The organism is Streptomyces sp. NPDC043427 (assembly GCF_056436655.1).
Genome location: NZ_JBWKCC010000003.1, coordinates 273,392 through 296,329, shown reverse-complemented (window position 1 = coordinate 296,329; position 22,938 = coordinate 273,392). Strand labels below are relative to the sequence as shown.

Below are 22,938 nucleotides of genomic sequence, written 5' to 3'. Positions count from 1 at the left end.
GGCAGGTTGAGCGTGTGGACGTGCGTGTGACGTGTGTGTGGGACTGCCTGTTGTACGTGAGGTCAATAACGCGATCAGTCTCGACCCGTTGTTGAACCGGCGTCAAGTAAGGTGCGGGGATGGCCGCGAACGACGGAGCGCGCACACGCCGCCGGCTCAGCACCTCGGAACGCAGGGAACAGTTGCTGACGGTGGGGGCGCGGCTGTTCTCGGAGAGCCCGTACGACGACGTGTGGATCGAGCAGGTCGCCGAGATGGCCGGGGTCTCCCGCGGGCTGCTCTACCACTACTTCCCGACCAAGCGGGACTTCTTCGCGGCGGTGGTCGAGCGGGAGAGCGGGCGGATGCTGCGGATGACGGCGCCCGTACCCGGCGTCCCGGTGCGCGAACAGCTCACCGCCGGCCTCGACACCTATCTGGAGTACGTGCGCACGCACGCCCACGGCTACCGCGCCTTCCACCGCGCCGACGCGGCGGGGGACCGGACCGTGCGCCGGGTGTACCGGCGGGCCCTGGCCGCACAGGAGCGCCAGATCCTGGCGGCCCTCGCGACGGACCCCGAGTTCGGCCCGGCCTGCGAGGAGCGCCCCGACGTGCGCCTGGCGGTGCGCGGCTGGCTGGCGTTCACCACCGCGGTCTGTCTGGAGTGGCTGCGCGGCTCGGACCTGTCGCGGGAGCAGGTGCGGGAGTTGTGCGCGCGGGCGTTGCTGGGCGTCCTCTGAGCGTGCACCCCCGTGCACGTCCCTCGAAGGGTGGGGGCCGGTGGTTGGCGTACCCCTCGATCTTCGGTAGGTTAGGCAAGGCTTACCTAAGGAGGTCTGGGATGCGTGACAGCCAGAGCTGGACGGCCGCGCCTGGCGCGGCACAACGGGCGCGTTCGGTGCTCGCCACCGCGTGGTCCTGCGCGGTGACCGCGGACGGCGGGCGCGAGGAGTTCGTCGGTGCCCACACCGTCGCGGGCGACGGCCAGGTGTTGCTGCGCGTGCCCGAGGACAGCGCCCTGCTCACGGCCGCGATCTGCGCGCCGCGCGGCGAGCCGTCCGCCGTGCTGGAGTTCGCCGACGTCGCGCCCGTCCCCGTGCGCAGCCGGATCCGCGCCCGGCTCTGGCTCGCCGGCTGGTTCGCCCCCGCGGACGAGCACCTCGCCTTCACGGCCACCCGCGTCGTCCTGAAACAGCCGTCCGGCGCGGTGGTCGTCGACCTGGGCGAGTTCGCCGCCGCCGAGCCCGACCCGCTGGCCGGCGCCGAGGCGGGGCTGCTGACCCACCTCGCCGACTGCCACTCCGACGCCGTCGAGCGGCTCACCCGGCTTGTCGAACCCGACAGCCTGCACGGCGCCGTCCGCGTCCAGCCGCTCGCCGTGGACCGGCACGGGCTGACGCTGCGCATCGAACGCGCCCGCGCCCACGGCGACGTACGCCTGCCGTTCCACACGCCCGCCGACGACGTCGCGCAGCTCACCGAGCGGGTGCACGCCCTGCTGGCGCAGGCGAGCGCGGCCTCCTGCCCGCGCGCCCTACAGCGGCAGCGCACAGACGGCGACGGGTGACGCGAACGGCTTGCCCGCGAGGCGCAGCGCACCGCTTCCCGTGTCCACGTGGAAGACGCTGACCGTGCTCGACTTCTGGTTCGCCGCGAACAGCAGCCCGCCGTCCGGCGAGAAGGCGATCTGCCGCGGGAAGTCCCCCTCCACCGGCACCGTGCCGAGCAGCCGCAGCCGGGCGCCGTCCCGCTCCACCGCGTAGCGCGCGATGCTGTTGTCGCCCCGGTTGGCGAGGAACGCGTACGCGCCGTTGGACGTGACCAGGATCTGCGCCGGGTAATTGGTGCCCTTCCCGCTCCCGGTGGGCTGCGGCTCGCTGATGGTCAGGCGGCCGCTCGGGGGGTCGTAGGAGCAGACCGCGAGCGTGTCGTCGGTCTCGTTGGCCAGGTAGGCGTACCGGCCGCCGGGATGGAAGGTGAGATGGCGCGGACCGGCCCCCGGCCGGGTGTGCGCCTGCGCGGTCTCGGTGAGCGTGCCCGCCTTGTCGTCCAGGCGGTAGGTGTAGACGGTGTCCGTGCCGAGGTCGACGGCGAGGACGTGAGCGCCGTCCGGGCCGGTGATGAACTGGTGTGCGTGCGGGCCCTCCTGGCCCGGCCCGGGGGAGGGGGCGGAGTGCGTGACCTCGGCCGTGCGCTCGCCGAGGCCGCCCGACGCCTCGATCGGGTGCACGGCCACGCTGCCCGAGCCGTAGTCGGCGCTCAGCAGCCACCGCCCGCTCGGGTGGACCGAGAGATGACAGGGGTGCGCGCCGCCCGTGGGACGGCTGCCCAGGATCTTCCGGTCGGCGAGCCGTACGGCGGTCACCGTTCCCTGCTCGCGCTCGTTCACCGCGTACAGCGTCCGCCCGTTCGGGTGCACCGCGAGATACGACGGGTCCGCGACGCCGGTGAGGGTGTCGCCGCCGGTGATCCGGCCGGTGCCGGGGTCGTAGGCGGCGACGCCGATGCCGGTGCCGCCGCCCTCGAGCGAGGTGTAGGTGCCGATGTAGAGCGGTTGCGGGCCGGAGGGCTTGCCGGTCGGTGACTGCGAGGGCTGGACGGTGTCCTCGGGCCGCGACGATGTGCCGGTCTGCTGAGGCTGCGCGGTGTCCGAGGAGCTCCCGCAGGCGGGCAGTGCCGGAAGTGCCGCCGCCCCGCCGAGGGCGGCCACGAAACGCCGCCTGCTCCAGCCTCCGTGCGACGCTTCCGTACCACTGCCCATGTCCGCACCTCAGGTCTTCGGTTGCCCCGGTCGTCACAGCCACCTTCGCCTGGATCACCCGGTCGATGCAAAAGAGGCGCGGTGTGGGGCGGGGGCGCGACGCGCGCGGCGGCTACCAGTCGCCGTCCTCGACCGGCTCGCCCTTGAGGTGCTGCACCTGGGAGGGCGCGGGGGCCTGCCAGGCGTCGAGGTCGTCGCCGAGCCAGTCGCCGACCGGCTTGACGGCTCCGAGCGTGTCGGTGGGGGCGAGATCCTCGGCGTCCGCGTCGTAGTAGTCGTACCAGGGCAGACCCGCACGCGTGTAGGCCGCGCGGTCCACCGGCGACGGCGGGGGAGCCTCGCCGGTGATGCGGCGCCACTCCGGAGGCGTCACCAGGTGCACGAAGACCCGCCCGGCGGGCCGCTCGGCCCAGTCCGACGGCGGCCGCTCGTCACGGTGGACCTCCTGGCGCATCGACCCGCCGACCCCGAGCCCCATGGCCGCGGCGGCCCGGGGCCGACCCGTCGGAGCGGCCGCCCCCGGTGCCCTCGGGGCTGCCGCGGGGACCGCGCCCGGTGCCATGGGGGCGGCCATGGGCATGGCGGCCCCATAGCCGCCGGTCGCGGTCAGGGAGCGCTGTTGCGCCCGGCGTCGCTCCTCCTCGCGCCACACGGCCAGCGCCTCGTCCCTCAGCGGGAAGGACTGCAGCTGTACGCCGCCCCAGACCTCCTCGCCCGTGACCTGGCCCTCCACCGTCGCGCCCAGGCCCAGCGGCACCGCCACGAACTGGCGGACCGTGCCCTTGCCCGAGTTGATGCCGTCCAGCCAGGGCTGGCGGGGCAGCACCACGTAATTCTGGGGATGCCGGGAGAGCCGGTCGCTCCACGGCTTGCCCGAGACCGCGCACACCTTGCCCACCCCGACCTGGAGCGCGGCGGGCTCGCTCGTGCCCGTGAAGCTCAGCCACATCGCCTCGCGCAGATACACCGGGAGCATCACGCCCCCGCGGGCCCGCCACTGCTCCGGCACGGTGTCCGGATAGTCGCAGACCCGGCGGACCGGGAACTCACCGAGCCCCGGTGGCAGCGGATGCGTGCCCGTCTCCGGCAGGCGCAGGGTGCGCACGAACCGCACCGCCACCCCGCCCGGCAGCCGCAGGGTGTTCCCGTCGATGCGTACCGTCGTGTCGGCCATCGGCCCGCTCCCCCTCGTTCCCGCGCCGGCCCCGTCCCGCGGCGCTCCTGCACAAAGAACGCCCTCAGATCCCCGTACGGTTCCGCCACAGCTGCTCCTGAACGCCCAGGCGCTCGCGCAGCCGGGTCAGGCGCGGCATCCGTTCGCGCTGTTCCCGCGACACACGGTCCAGTTCCTCCAGCAGACGGCGCGAGCGGTGCTCGGTGTCGAGCTCGTCGAGGATCCGGTTCACCTCCGTCAGGACGGCGCCGAGCAGCTGCCAGTGCCGGTCCTCGCGTTCGGACTCCTCGCGCAGCAGCAGGGCCAGCTTGTCGCGCGTGCCCGCGGCCGTGCGCAGCTCCGCGGTCAGCCGCGCCTCCGCCGACTCGGCGCTCTCGCTGAGGTGGGTGGTCACCAGCACCGCGAAGCTGACCACGGCGTCGGCGATCTCGGACAGCAACTGCTCCACCGCGGCGCCCGTCTCCGACGCGAACAGCGGTTCGGGCTCGCGGGCCTTGGCCAGGTCGGTGAGGGTGCGTGCCAGTACGCGCAGGACCACCGTGCAGATCTCCAGCGTGTCCAGACCGGTGCGCAGCACCACCCGGTGCAGCAGGCCCTCCCGTACCCGCGGGTTGAGCCGCAGGCTGTCCTCGGCCTGTTTCAGGGCCGCGTCCACCTCGATGATCTCGTGATCGAGCCGGCGCGCCTCGTGCAGCCGCGCGGCCGCCTCCTCCACGGGCGTACGGCCTGCCGCCTGCTCGCCGACGCGCAGCATCAACTGGCGCACCCGGCGCGCCAGTCCCTCGATCGACTCACCTGCCTCGCCCACCCACACCGGAGGAGCGAGAAACAGGTTGAACGCCAGCCCGACGACCGCGCCGATCAGCGTTTCCACCACCCGGGCCCAGGCCGTGTCCCCGACGGTGGTCACGCCGAGCACCAGCATGGCGCTGATCGCCACCTCGGGCACGTACTCGTCGACCCGCACCAGCCGTCCGACCATCAGCGCGGCCACGATCAGCAGGGCGAGGCTCCACCAGGTCAGACCCACCAGCAGGCTGAAGGCGATGGCGACCAGCACACCCGCCACCACGGCGTTCACCCGGCGGATGCCGTTGGTGAGCGTGGCGTACAGCGTGACCTGGACGACCAGCAGCGCGGTCAGGGGCGCGGTCAGCGGTGCGGCCTCGGGGCTGAGGCGCAGCGCGATGACATAGGCGATCGTGGCGGCGCCGGCCGACCGCAGCGTCTGGACGACCACGGGGTCCCGGTGTCGCTTCACCAACCCCACGAGGAACGAGGGCCACTCACGTACGTCTTGCATCCTTTGGCCTGTTCCCCTTCCTGAGGCGCACCGAACGTGCTCGAGGGGACTGTAACTGTCTGCGGGGTATGGACAACCTCCGTCTCGACCAGTGGTTTTCCCCAGCCGGACGCGGAGGTGGGCCGGATGGGCGACGCCGGTGCGGGACGCGAGCCTGGGACCATGAAACCGCACCGGACAGGACTCGTCCTGACTCTGCTCGCCGGCCTCACCGGCGCGGCGCTGACCGTGCCGCAGACCGCCTCCGCCACCCCGACCACCGAGAGCGGTGTCGTCGCCGCCCTCGACCGCGCGGCCCGCCCCTTACGCACCGTTGAACCCGGCGGCGACAGCGGCGACCTGCGCGCCCTCGACCGGATGATCGGCGACGCGAAGGTCGTCGGCGTCGGCGAGGCCACACACAGCTCGCACGACTTCTTCGCCGTGAAGCACCGCGTCTTCCGCCACCTCGTCGAGGAGAAGGGCTTCCGCACCTTCGGCCTGGAGGGCAGCTGGAGCACCGGCCTGCGCCTCAACGACTACGTCCTGTACGGGAAGGGGGACCCGCGCACCCTCATGCGGGAGGAGTTCCAGGCCGCCTACCTCTGGTGGAACAACACCGACTACCTGGCGCTCGTCGAGTGGATGCGCGCCTACAACCAGCGGCACCCCAACGACCCCGTCCGCTTCATGGGCGACGACCTGGGCTGGGCGGGACCGGAGCTGTACGACAAGGTCACCGCGTACGTGGCCCGCGCCCACCCCGACCTGCTGGCCCGTTTCACCGAGCTGTACCGCGGCCTGCGGCCGACCGTGTCGACCGGCGCGTACATGGAGCAGTACACGAACCGGCCGCTCGCCGAACGCCAGGAGATGGCCACCCGGACCGGTCAGGCCCTGGAGCTGCTGCGGGAGCAGGCCGGGCGGGGGACGGCGTACGACTGGGCGGTGCAGCACGCGACGGTGATCGACCAGGTCGCGCGCTTCTACGCCTTCGACGACGAGACCCAGCATGCGGCCGCCATGGGCTGTCGCGACCAGGCCATGGCGGACAACGCGGCCTGGTGGCAGGAGCACACGGGCACCAAGGTGCTGCTGTCGGCGCACAACGCCCACCTCGGCTACGAGACCCCCGACCCGGCCAACTACCCCAGGATGCAGGGCGCGTTCCTGCGGGAGCGGCTGGGGGACGCTTACGTGAGCGTGGGCTTCACCTTCGACGGGGGCTCGTTCAACGCGACCGGGCCGGACGGCGAGGTGCGGCGCTTCACCGTGGGCGCGGCAGGAGCCGGCCTCAACGAGCACACGCTCGACCGCGTCGGCCTGCGGGACTACGTCGTCGACCTGCGGACCGTGCCGGCACCCGCCCGCGACTGGCTGGAGCGGGCCCGACCGACCCGCAGCATCGGCACGTCCTTCCCGGACCGGGAGTACGACATCGCCCTCGCCCGCACCCACGACATCCTGATCCACCTGCACCGGGTGGAGGCGGCGCGGCTGCGGGACCGGTGAGGGGCCCGGCTCGGCCGTAACCCGGATCAGACGTAGAGCTTGTCGAGGAAGGAGGACAGGTTGCCCGTGGTGCGGGTGATCTGTTCCTCCAGGGTGAGGCTCTCCTCGAAGCGGCTCCCGGACTCCGGGGACTTCTTGCCGCGTACGTAGAGGGAGCAGGCCAGGTCGGTGCACATGTACAGGCCGACGGAGTTGCCCTCGCGGCCGGCCGGGCCCGCCTTGCGGGCGGTCATCAACGAGACGCCGCCGCCCGGGTGGGTGGTCAGACACAGGGAGCACATGCTGCGGTGCAGGAAGCCGCGCTGCGAGGGCGGGAAGCGGAGGGTCACGCCGACGAGTTCGCCCTGCCGTTCGGTGACCAGATAACTGCGGTCGGGTGCGCCCGGATCACGCCAGCCGAGGAAGTCCAGGTCGTCCCAGGGGCGTTGGTCGAGATCACGGGGGACCGCCAGGCGTTTGGCCTCGCCCTTGGAGCAGTTGATGAAAGAATTGCGGATGTCCTGCTCGGTGAGTGACCTCATGGAGTGCCTCCTGGTGCGGCGATCTTTCGAAACCTAGGGGTACTAGGTTTCGACCTAGGGTAAATAGCCTCGTGAGGGGGAGCCAACGAATATCCGGGAGGTCGCCTCCGGCGCTTCGAACGGCCCCGGCGCGCCTGCGCCGGGGCCGTTGCCTCAACAGGCTGGGATGCGGACGCCTTCTCCGCGTCCTTCGGGAAGAGGGCGGTCAGCGCATCCGCATCAGTGGGCAGCTTGTCGAGATCGGGCCAGGTCGGACGCCGGTCGCCCACGCGCCACCTGGCATGGTTCTCCCACTCGTACGCCTTGCCGTTCTTGTCCACCCGCCAGGTGCGTCCCTCGCGGTCGGCCCACCAGGTCTCCTCCCGCGCAACGCCCCCTTCACCGTCAAAGCCCGCCGGAGTTGAGCAGACGGAGGCCGGTGACGCTCTTCAGAGCCGGTGCCAGGCTGCCTGGTTCGGCGGGTCGCCCTGTGCCGGGGCCGTCCGTCCGGTGGATCGCGTGCCGTCGGCCGATTCGGGCGCGACACCACGGCACCGTGCCCCGGGACGGCGGCGCGTCACCCCGCCACGACCGACTCCAGGACCCTGATGGCCTCCGCCAGCCCCGACGGACGCGGCAGACCGGGCACCGTCCGCCCGGCCCAGCCGGGTCCGAGCGTCAGCACCACCGGCTTCCGGCGGGCGCCGCGCACCCCCCACTCCATCGCGGCCACGTGCTGGGCCAGGGGCCGGCTGGCGGTGGTACGGGACTGCGCCCACAGTCCTACCGCGGCCGGCCCTGTCCTGCGCACGGCCGAGACGAGCGACTCCACGGGCAGGGCGCCACCGAACATGCGTACCGGGATCTCACGCTCGGCCAGTGCGGCGGCCAGTACCTCCAACGGCAGTGTGTGGTTCTCCCCCGGCACGCAGGCGAGCACCGTCGTGGCGCCGGGGCGGTCGGCGACCACGGGAGGCGCGCTGCGCCGCAGCGCACCTGAGACGTGCCAGGACAGGAAGTGCTCGACCTCGACGTACTGCTCGCCGGAGTTCTCCCACTTGCGGCCGACCGCCTGGAGCGTCGGCGTGATCACCTCGGTCCAGGCTGCGACCAGGCCGTGCTCGGCGATCGCGGCCGTCAGCAGCTCGTCCAGAGTGGCGGCGTCCAGGCGCAGGGCGGCACGGGCGACCCCCTTGCACTCCTGACGCACGTCACCGAGCCGCAGGCCGCTGCCGGCCCGGCTGCGCCCGCGGGTCCGCGGGCCCGGTGACGGGGCGGCGGCCCGCCGCAGAGGGGCAGCGTCCGGCGGCGCGTCGCCGCGCGCCACGCGCGCGGCCTCGGCGGGTGGCATCCCGGTCGCCGTCAGGGCGCACATCCGCTCCAGCCGTGCCACGTCCGCGGCGGTCCAGCGGCGGTGGCGGCCACCGGTGTGCGCTTCGGGGCCGAGGCCGTAGCGGCGGTCCCACGTACGGACCGTGGTGGGTGCCACCCCGAGACGCCTGGCCACCTCGCCGGTGGTCAGCCCTCCGGCGGGTCGTACGTCCGCGTGCCCCCGGCCGTCACTGTCGCCTCCGCTCATGCCCATGACTCCACCGTACGACGCACAAACGACGCGTGTTGCATGCGTCGTTTGTGCGTCCGACCCTGAGATCTGTAGTCACACGGCCCGGCACGGCGACCGGTGGGGTTCAGCAGACGGCCTTCCGTCCCCGCACACGGCGCACGGCAGGAGGAAACAGGCCATGAGCACCCACACGCGATCCACCACCGCCCTCACCCCGCCCGTGGAAGAAACGTGGTACGAGGAAGAACTGGCCCGTGGCCTGCGGGCCGCCGACGAGGAAGCGTTCGCGGAGATCTACCGGCGTTGGGGCTCGCTCGTCCACACCATGGCCACCCGCTCGCTCGGTGACGACCACGAGGCGGAGGACGTCACGCAGCAGGTGTTCATCGGCGCCTGGCGGGGGAGGGACGGCTTCAGCCCGGAGCGGGGCGCGCTCGGCGCCTGGCTGGTCGGCATCACGCGCCGCAAGATCGTCGACGCGCTGGCGGCCAGGAGCCGGCGTCTGGCGCTGATCGACTCGGCCGTCCACGACACCGACACCTCCCGGCTCGGCGAGGAGGCACCGGACGACATCCTGGACCGGGTACTCCTGGTCGACGAGTTGTCACGACTGCCGCGCCCCCAACGCGAGGTGCTGTGCATGGCCTTCTACGAGGACCTGACCCAGACCCAGATCGCGGAACGCATCGGAATGCCCCTGGGCACCGTGAAGAGTCATGCCCGCCGTGGCCTGCACCGGTTGCGCACGGTGATCGAACAGGGCGGTACTCCAGCGGTCGACGTACCGGCAGGCCGACGAGAAGGCGTCGCCCGCGCATCCACTGCGGTGCCCACGCCTGAAACAGGACCGACACACCGCAACGTGCTCGGACTCCATTCGAAGGGATCACCCCCATGAACTACCGGACCCCCCTCGCGGTCGCCGCCCTGGCCGGCGCCTGTGCCCTCGCCCTCGGTACCACCATGCCCACCGCGGCGGCTGCCGCCGACCAGCGCGACAAGGCCATGGTGTCCGTCTTCCACGGCATTCCCGGGATGACCGTCGACGTCTACGCCAACGGTGACGAACTGCTCGGCGACTTCAAGCCCGGCACGGTGACCGACCCGCAGGCCCTCGCCGCCGGGACCTACAACATCCAGATCTTCGAACCGGGCCGGGGCCCCGACGGCACGCCGACGCTCGAGAAGGAGATCAAGGTGCCCGAGGGTGCGAACGCCACGGTCGCCGCCCATCTCTCCGCTGCCGGTGAACCCCAGCTGACGGCCTTCGTCAACGACGTCTCGCAGGTCGACGCGGGCAAGGCGCGATTGACGGTGTGTCATGTCGCCGCCGCGCCCGCCGTCGACGTCCGAGCGGGCGGACAGCCGGTCTTCACCGGACTGCAGAACCCGAAACAGGACACCACCGAAGTCGACGCGGGCACCGTGAGCGCCGATGTCGTGCTCGCCGGTACGAAGACCGTGGCCATCGGCCCGGCCGACCTGAGCCTCAAGGAAGGGACGAACAACGTCGTCTACGCCTGGGGCAGCGCCGAGGACCAGAACCTGGCACTGCAGACCCAGACGTTCAGCGGCATGGACTCCAAGGACAACGCCGTCCACGCGGGCCGACGTGCCTGACACCGTCCGACCTGACCGGGCCGACGAGGACGGCTGCCGCTCCGGCAGCCGTCCTCGCCCTGCCGAGCCCGCCGTCGGGCCCGGCCTCGCCCCCGTCCGAGCCCGCCGGCCTCCGTCTCCGGCTTACGCGGCGACGGGCGCCCCTACCCTCACGCTGATCACCTGCGCATCCGCGTCCGCCCCCGAGCAGGGAGGCTTCCCGGTCCCGTCGTCACGGCGGAGCCGGTCGGGACCTGACGGCAACCTCGAAGGAACGGGAGGGTACGGTGCCTCACGTCGAGCCCGCGCACCTGATGGAACTGGCGCTGGGAAACGCTGCTCCGAGCGCCGATGACGTCACCGCCCTGCGGCACACGGAGGTATGCACCCGCTGCCGGGACGAACTGAGGATGATGACCCGCGTGGTGGCCGCCGCACGCGCTGCGGATGCGGTGGATCTGCCGACCGCGCCGCCGGAGCGTGTCTGGCAACGGATCAGCCGGGAGCTGTCGCTGGAGGCCAACGCTCCTTCACCGCCCGTGCAGGTCGCCGTTCATCGCTCTACCGCGACAGCCGACGAGACAGTGAGGCTCACCCGAACCGCTGCCGGCGGAACGCGAGCGCGCTGCTTCCTCCTCGGTGTGCTCGCCGCATGTGCGATCGTCCGGTGGTCGAGACGGCGACCGCTCACCGTGGGCTCGGGGTCCTGACACCGCGTCGAGGCGGGGACGCCGCCCGCAACGGACCGAACGGGACCCAGGACCCCAAGCCGGGATGGCACACCCTGGCCCGCTTCGAGGCCCCGGACGGCGCGGGCACCGCCTACTCGGCCGCGGCGGGGGAGGGCGGCCACACCCCCGTCGCCAGAACCCCGAGCGCGTAGGCGCGGGCGACCAGCTCCGTACGGTTGGCGGCGCCCCAGCGCGCCGACAGGCGCCGCAGGTGGTACGTCACGCCGTCCGCGGTGAGGCCGGTCTCGCGGGCGGCGCGGGCCGTCGTCGCGCCCCCGGCGAGCAGCGCGAGGATGGTCGCCTCGACCGGCGTGACCTTCTCCGCCGGCTCCTCGGGACGGGGCTCGCGGTCACCCTGGACGCGCAGCATGACCAGCAGGGTGGGTGTCTCCTCCACGGTGTCGCTCACCGGGTCCGCCGTCAGCTCCCCGTACCGCTCCCGGCCGTCGGACGCCCGCCAGACCACCGACACCTGGTAGCGCGACCGGTGCCGCAGCCGCAGCGCCTGCGCGATCCGCTCCACCTGCGTCGCCTCCTGCGGGCGGAACAGCTCCAGCACCTCCCGGCCGCGCAGCCGCCCCGGACTCGTACCGCACTCCGCGGCCATCGCCGGATTGGCGAGCAGGACCGCGCCGTACACGTCGCACACCGCGACCGGCACCGCGACCCGGTCGAACAGCATCAGCGCACGATTGCGCCAGACCACGGCCTGCGACCGCCCCGCTTCCACCGGCACCTCCCGCCGCCCATCATCACCCATGAACGGGATGGGCGTTCTGGTAGGCCAGCCTGCGGTCGGCCCCCTCCCCGACCTCGGTCAGGAACTCGTCCAGCGCCATGAACTCCTCCCAGACCGGCCGGCCCCCGGCGCGGGAGAGCTCCGCCACCACCAGGTCCTCCAGATCGGTGACGCGCCTGTTCTTCCAGGCCTTGTCGGCGAGGCTCACCAGCAGGTCGTCCACACCGGTGCCCGGCGCGTCCCAGGAGGCGTGGCCCGCGGCGAAGCGGGCCAGCTCCGGCGACACGCCGTGCGCCAGCAGGAGGTCCCGGCCCGCCTCCTCGTGCGCCGAACCGGGGCCGGAGAGCTCCGCCGGGTGCAGGGTCTTGCCCACGTCGTGCGTGGCGGCGCCGAAGAGCACCGCCTCGCGGCCCACGCCCAGCGCGGGACAGCGTCGTTCCACCCAGTCGACGAGCTGCGCGGCGACGTCGTGGACGGCCCGCAGGTGAGCCACGAGGCGTGGGGGAGCGTCCAGCCGGACCAGCAGCTCGGCCGCTCTCCCGGGAAGCGGCCGCAGTGGTGGGTCCCCGGTGTCGTCCAGTGCGATCGACAGCACGTTCGAGGTGGTCATCGCGCCAGGGTAGACCGGTGTCATGCGCAGGGCAGGCCGGTGGCTTGCGCATCGAAGCGGAGTGCGCAAGTCCCCTTGCCCGTTCTTGACTGCACGATCGTGTAGTGCCGGGGCCCCGGGGTGCCCCACCGAGTGGATCACGCTTGATGGCAGTACTTCCGTACCGCGAAAGGCAGTTGTCGCGCCATGCCCCCCACCGCAGTGCACCCCGAGACCACGGGCGCCGTCCCCGGCGTTCCCGTCGTCGACATCTCCGCCACCGGCCCCGGCCACACACCGATCCAGCAGCTCATGGACCTGATGCGCGAGCACGGCCCGGTGCTCGTGCGGCGACTGCACGGGCGGGACGCCCTGTTCGTGGCCGACCTCGACCTGGTGAGCGAACTCGCCGACGAGCGGCGGTTCGCCAAGCACGTCGGGCCCGCCCTGGAGAACGTCCGCGCGTTCACCTCCGACGGCCTGTTCACCGCGTACAACGACGAGCCCAACTGGGCCAAGGCGCACGACATTCTCATGCCCGCCTTCGCGCTCGGCTCGATGCGCACCTACCACCCCGTGATGCTGAGGGTGGCCCGCCGGCTCATCGACTCCTGGGACCGCGCCGCCCGCGCCGGGCAGCCGGTGAACGTCCCCGACGACATGACCCGGATGACCCTCGACACCATCGGGCTCGCCGGTTTCGACTACGACTTCGGCTCCTTCGAACGCGACGAACCCCACCCCTTCGTCGAGTCGATGGTCCGCTGCCTGGAGTGGGCCATGACCCGCCTCGCCCGCGTCCCGGGCCAGGACTGCTCGGCGGCCGACGCGGCCTTCCGCGCGGACTCCGACTACCTCGCCGGGGTCGTCGACGACGTCATCGCCGCCCGGGCCGGCACCGACCAGAGCGGCGCCGAGGACCTCCTCGGCCTGATGCTCAGCGCCGCGCACCCCGTCGACGGCACCACGCTGGACGCCGCCAACATCCGCAACCAGGTCATCACCTTCCTGATCGCCGGCCACGAGACGACCTCCGGCGCGATGTCCTTCGCGCTGTACTACCTCGCCAAGCACCCCACCGCGCTCCGGCTCGTCCAACGCGAGGTCGACGCGATGTGGGGCGACACCGACCCCGAGCCGACCTACGACGAGGTCGGCCGGCTCACCTACACCCGCCAGGTCCTCAACGAGGCGCTGCGGCTGTGGCCGACGGCCGCCGCCTTCAGCCGCCACGCCGTCGAGGACACCCTCCTCGGCGGGCGGGTCCCGCTGAAGGCCGGGCAGGCCGTCACCGTACTCGCGCCGATGCTGCACCGGCAGCCGGCGTGGGGTGACAACCCCGAGCTGTTCGACCCCGCCCGCTTCACACCCGAGGCGGAGGCGGCCCGCTCCGCACACGCCTTCAAGCCGTTCGGCACCGGTGAACGCGCCTGCATCGGGCGGCAGTTCGCACTGCACGAGGCGACCATGCTGCTCGCGATGCTCGTCCACCGCTACCGGCCCAGTGACCACGCCGACTACCGGCTCACGGTCAAGGAGACCCTCACCCTCAAGCCCGAGGGCTTCACCCTGACCCTCATGCCGCGCACCGCGGCCGACCGCGCCCACACACCGCTCCCGGGAGCCGTCCAGGTCCCGGCCGGCGAGTCGGTCGACACGGCCGGCCTGCCCACCCGTGTCCGCACCGGCACCGGCGCCCTCTTCCTGCACGGCAGCAACTACGGCACCTGCCGCGAGTTCGCCGCCCAACTCGCCGACGAGGCCGCTGAGATCGACTGCGAGACCCAGGTCGCCGCCCTCGACGACTTCGCCGGCGGCCTGCCCACCGACCGCCCGGTGTTCATCACCGCAGCCTCCTACAACGGCCGCCCCACCGACGACGCCACCGCCTTCGCGGCCTGGCTCGAGGGCACCCACGACCTGTCCGGGGTGACGTACGCCGTCCTCGGTGTCGGCGACCGCAACTGGGCCGCCACCTACCAGCACGTCCCGACCCGCCTCGACGAACGCCTCGCCGAACTCGGCGCCACCCGCATCACCGACCGCACCGCCGCCGACGCCTCCGGCGACCTGACCGGCGCGGTCCGCGCGTTCACGGCACGGATGCGCACCGCCCTCCTCGAGCGGTACGGCGACCCGGACGCCACCGCCCCCGGCGACGAGCCCACGGCCGCCTACGAGGTCCGCACGCTCACCGGCGGCCCGCTCGACGCCCTCGCCGACCGGCACGGGCTCGTCCCGATGACGGTCACCGAGGCCTACGACCTCACCGCCCCCGGGTACCCGCGCCGCAAGCGCTTCGTCCGCGTCGCCCTGCCCGAGGGCACCACCTACCGCACCGCCGACCACCTCACCGTCCTGCCCGTCAACGCCCCGGCCCTCGTCGAGCGCGCCGCGACCGCGCTCGGCGTCGACCTCGACACCGTCCTGGACGTCCGGCCAACCCGCCCGCGCCGCGACGGCCTCGCCCTGGACCGGTCCTTGACGGTACGTCAGCTGCTGGCCCACCACGTCGAGTTGCAGGAGCCTCCGACCGCGGCCCAGCTCGCCGTGCTCTCCGCCGCCAACCCCTGCCCTCCGGAGCGCATGGCCCTCGCCGCACTCACCGACGACCCGCGCACCCTCGTCGAGGTGATCGAGGACTTCCCAGCCCTGCGTGGCGTCCTGGACTGGCCGCAGCTGCTCGACCTGCTCACCCCGCTGCGCCCCCGCCACTACTCGATCTCCTCCTCGCCCGCGGTCGATCCCGGCCACGCGGACCTGATGGTGTCGCTGCTCCAGGCCCCCGCCCGCTCGGGCAAGGGCGTCTACACGGGCACCGGCTCCGGTCACCTCGTGGACGTCGAGCCCGGCGACACCGTCCACGCCCGCGTCCAGCCGTGCCGCGAGGCCTTCCGGATCGACGCCGGCGCACCGGTGGTCATGGTGGCCGCCGGCACCGGCCTCGCCCCGTTCCGCGGTGCCGTCGCCGACCGTACGGCGGCCCTCGCGACGGGCACCGAACTCGCCCCAGCCCTCTGCTACTTCGGCTGCGACGCGCCCGACGCCGACTTCCTGCACGCCGAGGAGCTGCGCGCCGCCGAGGCCGCCGGGGCGGTCTCCCTGCGCCCGGCCTTCAGTGCCGCCCCGCAGGGGGAGGTGACCTTCGTACAACACCGGATAGCCGCCGAGGCCGACGAGGTCTGGGAGCTGCTGGACGCCGGTGCCCACGTGTACGTCTGCGGCGACGGTTCTCGGATGGCCCCCGGCGTGCGGGAGGCGTTCCGTACGCTGTACCGGGACCGCACGCCGAACGCCGACGCGGCGGACGCCGAGCAGTGGCTCGACGGACTGATCGCGGCCGGGCGTTACGTCGAGGACGTGTACGTGGCGGGCTGAGCGAGAAGCGGGCTGACCTAGGGCCTCTCGTTTGGATCATGCCGGGCTCGCGGGCCCCGGCACCGCGCCTCGCCGCGTTGTCGTCGGTCGGCAGGGCTGCGCCCTGCCGCCCTCCTCCGCCTTGCGACGCACGGCACCGGACCCCGCTCCCTGATCCGGCCTGATACAAACGAAAGACCCTAGAGGAAGGTGGGCGTACGATGGCGGACTCCTGGGAGCGGGCCCGGCAGATCCTCGCGGAAGCGGGCCTCGACCCCGACCGCCTCGCCCACCTGGCGCCGCTCGGCGGCGGAACGTACAACGCCGTCGACGAGCTCCGCCTCACCGACGGCAGCCGCTACGTGCTGAAGACCGCGCCCACCGCGGCGGGCCTGCGGCACGAGAACCGACTGCTCGTCTCCGAGGCGGAGTTCTACCGCGGGGCCGCCCGCGCGGATGTCCCGGCGCCGCGCGTGGTGGCCCTCGACGGACAGCACCTGCTGATGACGCCGATGCCGGGCGCCCCCTGGGACGACTCGCTCACGGAAGCCGAACAGATCGCCCTGCGCGGCGAGTTGGGGCGACAGGTGGCCCGGCTGCACACGGTGACCGGGCCCGCCTTCGGCTATCCCTCCGGCGCCCTCGGGCCGCTCGCCCCCGACTGGCGGACCGCGTTCACCACGATGTTCGACGCCGTCCTCGACGACGCCCGCCACTACGGCGCCCCGCTGCCCCTCCCCGCCGAAGAGGTGGCCCGTACCGCCGCGGCCGCCCATGACGCCCTCGACGAGGTCACCGTCCCCCGCCTCGTCCACTTCGACCTGTGGCAGGGCAACATCCTGGTCGACCGCACGGCCGGCGAGGCCCGCATCGGCGGGCTCATCGACGGGGAGCGCATGTTCTGGGGCGACCCACTGGCCGACTTCGTCTCCCTGGCCCTGCTCGGGGACATCACCGAGGACGAGGCGTTCCTCGCGGGCTACCGGGAGGCCGGCGGCCACGCCGAGTTCGACCGGCCCGCACGGCTGCGGCTCGCCCTCTACCGCGCGTACCTCTACCTCATCATGATCACCGAGACCATCCCGCGTGCGACCGGCGAGGACCACGCCGCCTGGGTCCAGAAGGCGGTCGCGCCCGAACTAGTCGCGGCGCTGACGGAGATCGAGAACGGCTCGACCGTCCCCTAAGGCGCGACCGACCCCGCACATGGGCCCTCCAGGAGCGCGTCCCGCACTGAGGTTTCGCAGGTCGCGGTGAAGGTACTCGCGTGTCTTTCGACGACGGGAACCCGGATGACGGGAAGGAGTACGCCATGACCGAGCATCGCGTCGAAGGAGCGGGTCAGAGCGACGGGCCCGTACCGCGGGACCTGCCGGACCAGCAGGCACGCGACGGCGAGGACCCCTGGGAGGGCGACACCGTCCGCGCGGAGGCCGACGCCGAGGAGCAGGACGGCTCCGCCGAGGACGTGCCGGACACGGACGAGGCGGGCACGGGCCGGCAGGGCACCCCGCAGGGAGCCACCGTCCACCCCGAGCATCCCGTACCGGACGAACCGCCGGCGTGAGGCCGTACGGCCAAGAAGGGGGGCGCGCGGTCTTCCGCCCGCCCCCCTTTTCGGCTCTCAGCCCACCTTGCGGCCCTGCATCGGCGCCGTCTCCGCCCCCTCGCCCCGCTGGAGGCCCAGCAGGAACTCCTCCAGGACCTCCGTCGCGGTGTGCTGCGGGTGCCAGCCGAGTTCGGTACGCGCGCGCGTGGCGTCCATCAGCGGGAGCCTGAGCACCGCGTCGAAGAGGTGCGGGGAGGCCGGCAGCATGTGCAGCCCCCACGCGGCGGCGATCGCCGAGCGGGCCGCCGTACGCGGAACGCGGACCGGACGGGCGCCGAACATCTCGCCCAGCAGCGCCGCGTCGACCGGCGGATCGGCCGCCAGGTTGAAGGCGCCGCGGACCTCGGAGGTCACGGCGAGCCGGTACGCCTCGGCCGCGTCGTCGGTGTGCAGGGCCTGGACCCGCAGCCCCGGGATGTCGGGCAGGAAGCGCAGCATCTCCGGCCTGGCCAGCGGCCCCGGCAGGAAGCGGCCGCCGAAAATACGGCGCTGCTCGCTCGCCGACTCCCGCTTGAAGAGGAACGCCGGCCGCATCCGCACCACCCGGGTCGTGGGGTGGTCGCGCTCGAACGTGTCCAGCGCCCGCTCCAGATAGGCCTTCTCACGGCAGTAGGCGGCGTCCGGCCAGCCGTGCGTCGGCCAGGACTCGTCCACGGCGTGGTCCTTCGGCCCCGGCGAGTACGCGCCCACGGACGACGCGTGCACCAGCGTGGGCACCTGCGCCGACGCCACCGCCTCGAACACCCTGATGCTGCCCAGGACATTGGTGCGCCAGGTTCGTGCGGGATCGTGCGTCGGCTGGAACGCCCACGCCAGATGGATCACCGCGTCGGCTCCCTCGAAGTACTCGGCCTGGTCGGCCTGCTCGGAGGACAGGTCGACCGCGGCCCACTCGGTCTTGGGCGGCGCCCAGTCCGGGATCCGCCGGGCCAGGCCCAGCACGGACCCCACCCCCAGGTCCTCCGAGAGCCGGCGCACCACACTGGTGCCGACGTTGCCGGTGGCGCCCGTGACGACGATCCTCATGCCCGTTTCGCTGCTCACCTTCGGCTCCTCTCGGCAGCTCCGCTGGGGGAACAGACCGAGTACCCAAGGTCACGCGCGAACCACCACGCTTCGGGGCAAGGCGGAGGAGGCCGCGCCCGGCCCCGCGCCTCCGGCGTGATCCAAACGAAAGACCCTAGCCGCCGAACGCGTCGATCCCCGTGCGCTGCGCCGACAGCTCCCACAAGCGTGCCGCCTGGTCCGGGTCGGTCGCCCACGGCTTGACTCCGGTGGTCCCGCCGTCGGACGGGGCGGGATCGGCGATGTCGCAGTCCTCCAGGTAGACGCCACCCAGGTCGGCCAGCTGGGGCGAGGTCGCGGCCCACACCTGGGTGGCGGCACCCTGCTGGGGGCTCTTGAAGCCTTCGGGGTTGAGTACGTTGCCCGCCTCGTCGATCCAGCCGCGCTCGACCATCTCCTCCTTGGGGAGGTGCCGCTGGAGCGGTGTGATGATGCCGCCGGGGTGGAGGGAGAAGGCCCGTACGCCACGGTCCTGGGCGAGCCGGTCGAGGTGGACGGCGAACAGGACGTTCGCCGTCTTGGCCTGTCCGTACGCCTGCCACTTGTCATAGCCCTCGCGCCAGTCGACGTCGTCCCAGCGCATCCCGGAGAAGTGGTGGGCGCGGGAGGAGACGGAGACCACGCGGGCGCCACCGGGCTCGATCGCCGGCCACAGGCGGTTCACCAGGGCGAAGTGGCCGAGGTGGTTCGTCGCGAACTGCGCCTCCCAGCCGGGCCCGACCCGGGTCTCGGGGCACGCCATGATCCCGGCGCTGTTGATCACGATGTCGAGGGTGCGGCCGGAGGCGAGGAACCGGTCGGTGAAGGCGCTTACGCTGTCGAGGTCGCCGAGGTCGAGCTCGTCCACCTCGACACCGGCGAGGCCTTCCAGGGCCTGCGTGGCGGCGGCCGTGCGGCGGGCGGGGACGACGACCCGGGCGCCGGCGCGGACCAGCGCGCGGGTGGTCTCCAGGCCGAGCCCCGAGTAGCCGCCGGTGACAAGGGCGAGCCGTCCGGTGAGGTCGATGCCGTCGAGGACGTCGTCGGCGGTGCTGTCGGCGCCGAAGCCCGAGCCGATCTTGTGCTGTGCCGTGGTGCGGTAGGTCATGCCCGGCACGCTACGAATTCGAGTGCCCTCGAAGTCAAGGGCCCGCCGCCCGAGCAGAGACCCGGGCAGAAAAGGGCCCCGACCGGACGGGGGATTCCGGTCGGGGTCAAGGGTGGGTACGGATGGCGGTCGCCTCTCGGCGAAAGGCTCCACAGGGCTTCAGCCGAACGATCGTCCCTGTGGGCAAAAGGTGAGGCCCGGGGACACTGTCCCATCCGTACCCACGCGGGGTTCAACGGAGAACCACTGGTACGTGTTCCCCGCCCCCCGCCCGTTGTGCCGTGACGCGTGTCACCCCCCGTCCCCCTCCGGTGAGTTCTCCTTCGGCGCCACCTCCGACCAGATGTTCTCCGCCTCCAGCAACAGCGTGCCCAGGACCGCCGTACTGGCCGCGCCGTCCTCCTCCGCGTGGTGGCGCAGACTGCGCTGCAGGCGGCCGTGCAGGTCCCGCAGCTCCTCCAGCGCCGCCCGCGAACCGCCCTCGGCGGACTCGTGGCAGGCGTCTCCGATCAGCTCCAGCAGACGGGCGTACTCCCGCAGCGCCGAGCCGTCCGGCGGGGCGGGGGAGCGGTCGTCGTCGACGGACACCGCGAGGGTGCGGGTCAGCACCGTCACATGCGCGGTGACGCGGCTCCAGCGCCCGTCCTCCGACTCCGGCGGCACGTCCAGCGGCGCCCGGTGCAGCGCGCGCAGCGGGCCGGCCGTCAGGCGCAGGCTCTCCCGGCTCCAGGAGCGCGCCGAGCGCAGCCCGTTGTTCCGGCGTTCGAGCCGGGCGGCCGCCTGTGACCACTCGGCGGCCGTCGCCGCGTCCCACTCGCCCTCCCGCAGCCCGCCGGCGATGGCGTACAGCACATCCCCCACCTCCCGGGCCAGCGCCACCAGGTTCTCCCGCACGTCCCGCAGGTGCACCGGCGGCAGCACGAACGCGTTGACCGCCACACCGATCACCGCGCCGAGCGCCGCCTCCCCCACCCGGTGCGTCACCGCCGGCACCGTGACCGCCGTGCCCGAGGCGAGCGTGAACAGCGCCGTGGTCGCCGCGTAGACACCCTGGTCCCCGAACCGGGGCCAGTTCGCCAGCAGCATCAGAGGCGGCAGGCACAGCGCCAGCGCGCCCGTCGTGTCATCGGCGACCACCTGTGCCGTCGAGGCGAGCAGCGCCCCCACACAGATCGCCGTGAACTGCTGCGCCGCCTGCCGCAGCGAGCTGTACACCGTGGCCTGCACCAGCGCCAGCGCCACCCAGGGCGCCATCAGCGCCAGCGGGTCGCCCAGCAGGACGCCCCCCAGGTACCAGGCGAGCAGCGCGGCCCCCGCCGCCTTCAGCGACTGCACGACCAGGTCGCGCTCCCGGCCGGGTTCGCGCCAGGCCGCCCGGGCCGCCCGGCCCACGGCGCGTGCCTCCCGTCGTACGAAGTCCACCGGTCCAGTACCGCTCAGGGGGCGATCCCGCAGCCGTACCTCATCACTCACACGCGTCATGAACTGCTGGTGTCCCCCGATTCCGGCGTGTCATGCCAGGGGGCTGTCCTGGAGGGACGCCAGCAGGTGGGCGGGGTCGTCGTAGATCACCTCCGCACCGGCCTCCTCCAGGTCGGCGCGCGGGATGCCGCCGCACAGGACGCCGACGCAGCGCACTTTGGCCCGGCGGCCGGCCCGCATGTCCCACACGGTGTCGCCGACGAACACGGCACGCTCGGCGGGGACCCCCGCCAGCTCCAGGGCGTGCTCGACGGGTTCCGGCGCGGGCTTGCCCTGTTCGACGTCGTCGGCGCTTGCCGTCGCCGTGATGGCCTCGTCGGCATCGATCGCGCGCCGCAGCGCCGACAGCTCCGCGCCGCTCGCGGAGGTGGCCAGGACCACCCGCCAGCCGTCCTTGTGCAGGCGCCGCAGCAGCTGCCCGGCGTCCCGCAGGGCGGGCAGCCGGTCGAAGTACTGGCCGTAGAGGGCCTTGTGGGCGGCGCTGAGCTCCGCGTCCCGCTCCGCGTCGCGGTCGTCGCCCAGCAGGTGGGCGATCAGGTCCGTCGAGCCGAGCCCCACGGCCCGGTGGACGGCGTGCATCGGCACCCGGTGGCCCGCTTGCCGGAAGGCCTCCCACCAGGTGGTCACATGGAGGTGATTGGTGTCGACGAGGGTCCCGTCGACATCGAACACGGCCGCCCGCCGCTTGCTCGGCATGGTCGAAAACTCCCCTTCCTGCTCTCGTGTCGAACCGAGTACCACGTCAGCGCCCGCCCACTCCGGCCGGCGTACGCCCCTCCCGCGTCCACGCCAGCAGCTCGTCAGCCGACCACGTGGTGACCACCCGCTCGGCCGGCACCCCGCACTCCTCGGCCCGCGCGCACCCGTGCACCTGCCAGTCCAGCTGGCCCGGCGCGTGCGCGTCGGTGTCGACCGAGAACAGCGCGCCCGCCTCCACGGCCCGGCGCAGCAGCCGCTTCGGCGGGTCGAGGCGCTCCGGGCGGCTGTTGATCTCGACGGCGGTGCCCGACTCCGCGCACGCGGCGAACACCTCGTCCGCGTCGAACTCGGACTCGGGTCGTCCCCGCCCGCTGACCAGCCGCCCCGTGCAGTGCCCGAGGACGTCGGCGTGCGGGTTGCGTACGGCGGCCACCATGCGGCGGGTCATCGCCCGCGCCTCCATACGCAGCTTGGAGTGGACCGACACCACCACGACGTCGAGCCGTTCGAGCAGCTCCGGGTCCTGGTCGAGGGAGCCGTCGTCGAGGATGTCGCACTCGATGCCGGTCAGCAGCCGAAACGGCGCCCAGGTCGCGTTGAGCCGCTCCACCACGTCCAGCTGCTCCCGCAGCCGCTCCGCCGACAGACCGCGGGCCACCGTCAGCCGCGGGGAGTGGTCGGTCAGCACCGCCCACTCGTGTCCGAGCGCGGCCGCCGCCCGGCCCATCTCCTCGATCGGGCTACCGCCGTCCGACCAGTCGGAGTGCACATGGCAGTCCCCGCGCAGCAGCGCCCGCAGCTCCTCGCCGCCCTGCGCCAGCGGGCCCCCGGCCTCGACCTCCAGCTTCTCCAGGTAGGCGGGGACCCGCCCCTCCAGCGCCTCGCGCGCCACCTGCGCGGTCTTCGGGCCGACGCCCTTGAGCGCCTCCAACGTGCCTGCCCGCGCCCGCTCCTCCAGCTCGCCCTCGGGCAGCCGCGACAGCATGCGGGCCGCGGTGCGGAAGGCCTGGACGCGGTACGTCGGTGCCAGGGACCGCTCCAGCAGGAAGGCGATCCGGTCCAGGGCCCGGACGGGATCCATCGCCACCTCCGACTCCGATCTCAGCGGGCGCTTCTCTGGCTCCAGAGTTCCCCAGCCCCACCCGGCACGCACGGCGAGCACGCGGTTTGTCCCCTCCGCACCCGGGTACTGCGAGCGTCGTCCCC

At 73.0% G+C, this 22,938-nt stretch carries 20 protein-coding genes; 8 read left to right on the top strand and 12 right to left on the bottom strand.

What is annotated here, in order from left to right; genetic code table 11:
• Window positions 1–119: 119 nt before the first annotated feature.
• Window positions 120–722, top strand: a complete 603-nt coding sequence (locus AC067M_RS08655) for a TetR/AcrR family transcriptional regulator (RefSeq protein WP_478696256.1) — start codon at window positions 120–122, stop codon at window positions 720–722.
• Window positions 723–823: 101 nt separating this feature from the next.
• Window positions 824–1,549, top strand: coding sequence for a DUF2470 domain-containing protein (locus AC067M_RS08650; protein ID WP_478696255.1), 726 nt, complete (start codon window positions 824–826; stop codon window positions 1,547–1,549).
• Here the strand turns inward: AC067M_RS08650 and AC067M_RS08645 are convergent.
• From AC067M_RS08645 to AC067M_RS08635, 3 genes are all read right to left on the bottom strand, one after another.
• Window positions 1,517–2,743 carry a lactonase family protein gene (locus AC067M_RS08645; RefSeq protein WP_478696254.1) on the bottom strand — a complete coding sequence of 409 codons (1,227 nt, stop codon included), beginning with the start codon at window positions 2,741–2,743 and terminating at the stop codon, window positions 1,517–1,519. The two genes, AC067M_RS08650 and AC067M_RS08645, sit on opposite strands and share 33 nt — an antisense overlap.
• A 112-nt stretch (window positions 2,744–2,855) precedes the next feature.
• Window positions 2,856–3,917, bottom strand: coding sequence for a hypothetical protein (locus AC067M_RS08640; RefSeq protein WP_478696253.1), 1,062 nt, complete (start codon window positions 3,915–3,917; stop codon window positions 2,856–2,858).
• Between the two features lie 64 nt (window positions 3,918–3,981).
• Window positions 3,982–5,220 (bottom strand): FUSC family protein, encoded by a 1,239-nt coding sequence (locus AC067M_RS08635; protein ID WP_478696252.1) that lies wholly within the window; start codon window positions 5,218–5,220, stop codon window positions 3,982–3,984.
• A 162-nt stretch (window positions 5,221–5,382) separates the two neighbouring features.
• On the opposite strand from AC067M_RS08635, the gene AC067M_RS08630 reads away from it, so the two are divergent.
• Window positions 5,383–6,711, top strand: a complete 1,329-nt coding sequence (locus AC067M_RS08630; protein WP_478696251.1) for an erythromycin esterase family protein — start codon at window positions 5,383–5,385, stop codon at window positions 6,709–6,711.
• A 26-nt stretch (window positions 6,712–6,737) separates the two neighbouring features.
• Here the strand turns inward: AC067M_RS08630 and AC067M_RS08625 are convergent, their stop codons facing one another.
• Complete coding sequence (locus tag AC067M_RS08625) at window positions 6,738–7,232, bottom strand: FBP domain-containing protein (RefSeq protein WP_478696250.1); 495 nt, start codon at window positions 7,230–7,232, stop codon at window positions 6,738–6,740.
• A 556-nt stretch (window positions 7,233–7,788) separates the two neighbouring features.
• Window positions 7,789–8,790, bottom strand: coding sequence for a MerR family transcriptional regulator (locus tag AC067M_RS08620; protein WP_478696431.1), 1,002 nt, complete (start codon window positions 8,788–8,790; stop codon window positions 7,789–7,791).
• Window positions 8,791–8,953: 163 nt separating this feature from the next.
• Between AC067M_RS08620 and AC067M_RS08615 the strand changes: the two genes are divergently transcribed.
• A complete protein-coding gene (locus AC067M_RS08615; RefSeq protein ID WP_478696249.1) occupies window positions 8,954–9,673 on the top strand; it encodes an RNA polymerase sigma factor in 720 nt (239 codons plus the stop codon).
• Complete coding sequence (locus tag AC067M_RS08610; protein ID WP_478696248.1) at window positions 9,670–10,395, top strand: DUF4397 domain-containing protein; 726 nt, start codon at window positions 9,670–9,672, stop codon at window positions 10,393–10,395. Before AC067M_RS08615 ends, AC067M_RS08610 begins: the two co-directional genes overlap by 4 nt.
• An 801-nt stretch (window positions 10,396–11,196) precedes the next feature.
• Here AC067M_RS08610 and AC067M_RS08605 read toward each other — a convergent pair.
• Both AC067M_RS08605 and AC067M_RS08600 read right to left on the bottom strand, forming a co-directional pair.
• Window positions 11,197–11,865: a PAS domain S-box protein gene (locus tag AC067M_RS08605; RefSeq protein WP_478696247.1), complete on the bottom strand. Its 669-nt coding sequence runs from the start codon at window positions 11,863–11,865 to the stop codon at window positions 11,197–11,199.
• The gene (locus AC067M_RS08600; RefSeq protein ID WP_478696246.1) at window positions 11,858–12,454 is read right to left on the bottom strand and encodes a phosphohydrolase; all 597 of its coding nucleotides are present in this window, start codon (window positions 12,452–12,454) and stop codon (window positions 11,858–11,860) included. The genes AC067M_RS08605 and AC067M_RS08600 overlap by 8 nt, the downstream gene beginning before the upstream one ends.
• Before the next feature lie 186 nt (window positions 12,455–12,640).
• Here AC067M_RS08600 and AC067M_RS08595 point away from each other — a divergent pair, with 186 nt between their 5' ends.
• The 3 genes from AC067M_RS08595 (at window position 12,641) to AC067M_RS08585 (ending at window position 17,357) form a co-directional block, all read left to right on the top strand.
• Window positions 12,641–15,811 carry a bifunctional cytochrome P450/NADPH--P450 reductase gene (locus tag AC067M_RS08595; protein ID WP_478696245.1) on the top strand — a complete coding sequence of 1,057 codons (3,171 nt, stop codon included), beginning with the start codon at window positions 12,641–12,643 and terminating at the stop codon, window positions 15,809–15,811.
• 200 nt (window positions 15,812–16,011) lie between these two features.
• The gene (locus AC067M_RS08590) at window positions 16,012–16,977 is read left to right on the top strand and encodes a phosphotransferase family protein (protein WP_478696244.1); all 966 of its coding nucleotides are present in this window, start codon (window positions 16,012–16,014) and stop codon (window positions 16,975–16,977) included.
• Window positions 16,978–17,102: 125 nt separating this feature from the next.
• Window positions 17,103–17,357: a hypothetical protein gene (locus AC067M_RS08585; RefSeq protein WP_478696243.1), complete on the top strand. Its 255-nt coding sequence runs from the start codon at window positions 17,103–17,105 to the stop codon at window positions 17,355–17,357.
• Window positions 17,358–17,414: 57 nt separating this feature from the next.
• Here AC067M_RS08585 and AC067M_RS08580 read toward each other — a convergent pair whose 3' ends face one another.
• The 5 genes from AC067M_RS08580 to AC067M_RS08560 form a co-directional block, all read right to left on the bottom strand.
• A complete protein-coding gene (locus tag AC067M_RS08580) occupies window positions 17,415–18,443 on the bottom strand; it encodes an SDR family oxidoreductase (protein WP_478696242.1) in 1,029 nt (342 codons plus the stop codon).
• A 136-nt stretch (window positions 18,444–18,579) separates the two neighbouring features.
• On the bottom strand, window positions 18,580–19,551 hold the full coding sequence (locus AC067M_RS08575) for an SDR family NAD(P)-dependent oxidoreductase (protein WP_478696241.1): 972 nt from the start codon (window positions 19,549–19,551) through the stop codon (window positions 18,580–18,582).
• A gap of 291 nt (window positions 19,552–19,842) precedes the next feature.
• Complete coding sequence (locus tag AC067M_RS08570; RefSeq protein WP_478696240.1) at window positions 19,843–21,033, bottom strand: FUSC family protein; 1,191 nt, start codon at window positions 21,031–21,033, stop codon at window positions 19,843–19,845.
• Between the two features lie 30 nt (window positions 21,034–21,063).
• A complete protein-coding gene (locus AC067M_RS08565) occupies window positions 21,064–21,729 on the bottom strand; it encodes an HAD family hydrolase (protein ID WP_478696239.1) in 666 nt (221 codons plus the stop codon).
• 46 nt (window positions 21,730–21,775) lie between these two features.
• A complete protein-coding gene (locus tag AC067M_RS08560; RefSeq protein WP_478696238.1) occupies window positions 21,776–22,813 on the bottom strand; it encodes a PHP domain-containing protein in 1,038 nt (345 codons plus the stop codon).
• Window positions 22,814–22,938 lie beyond the last annotated feature (125 nt).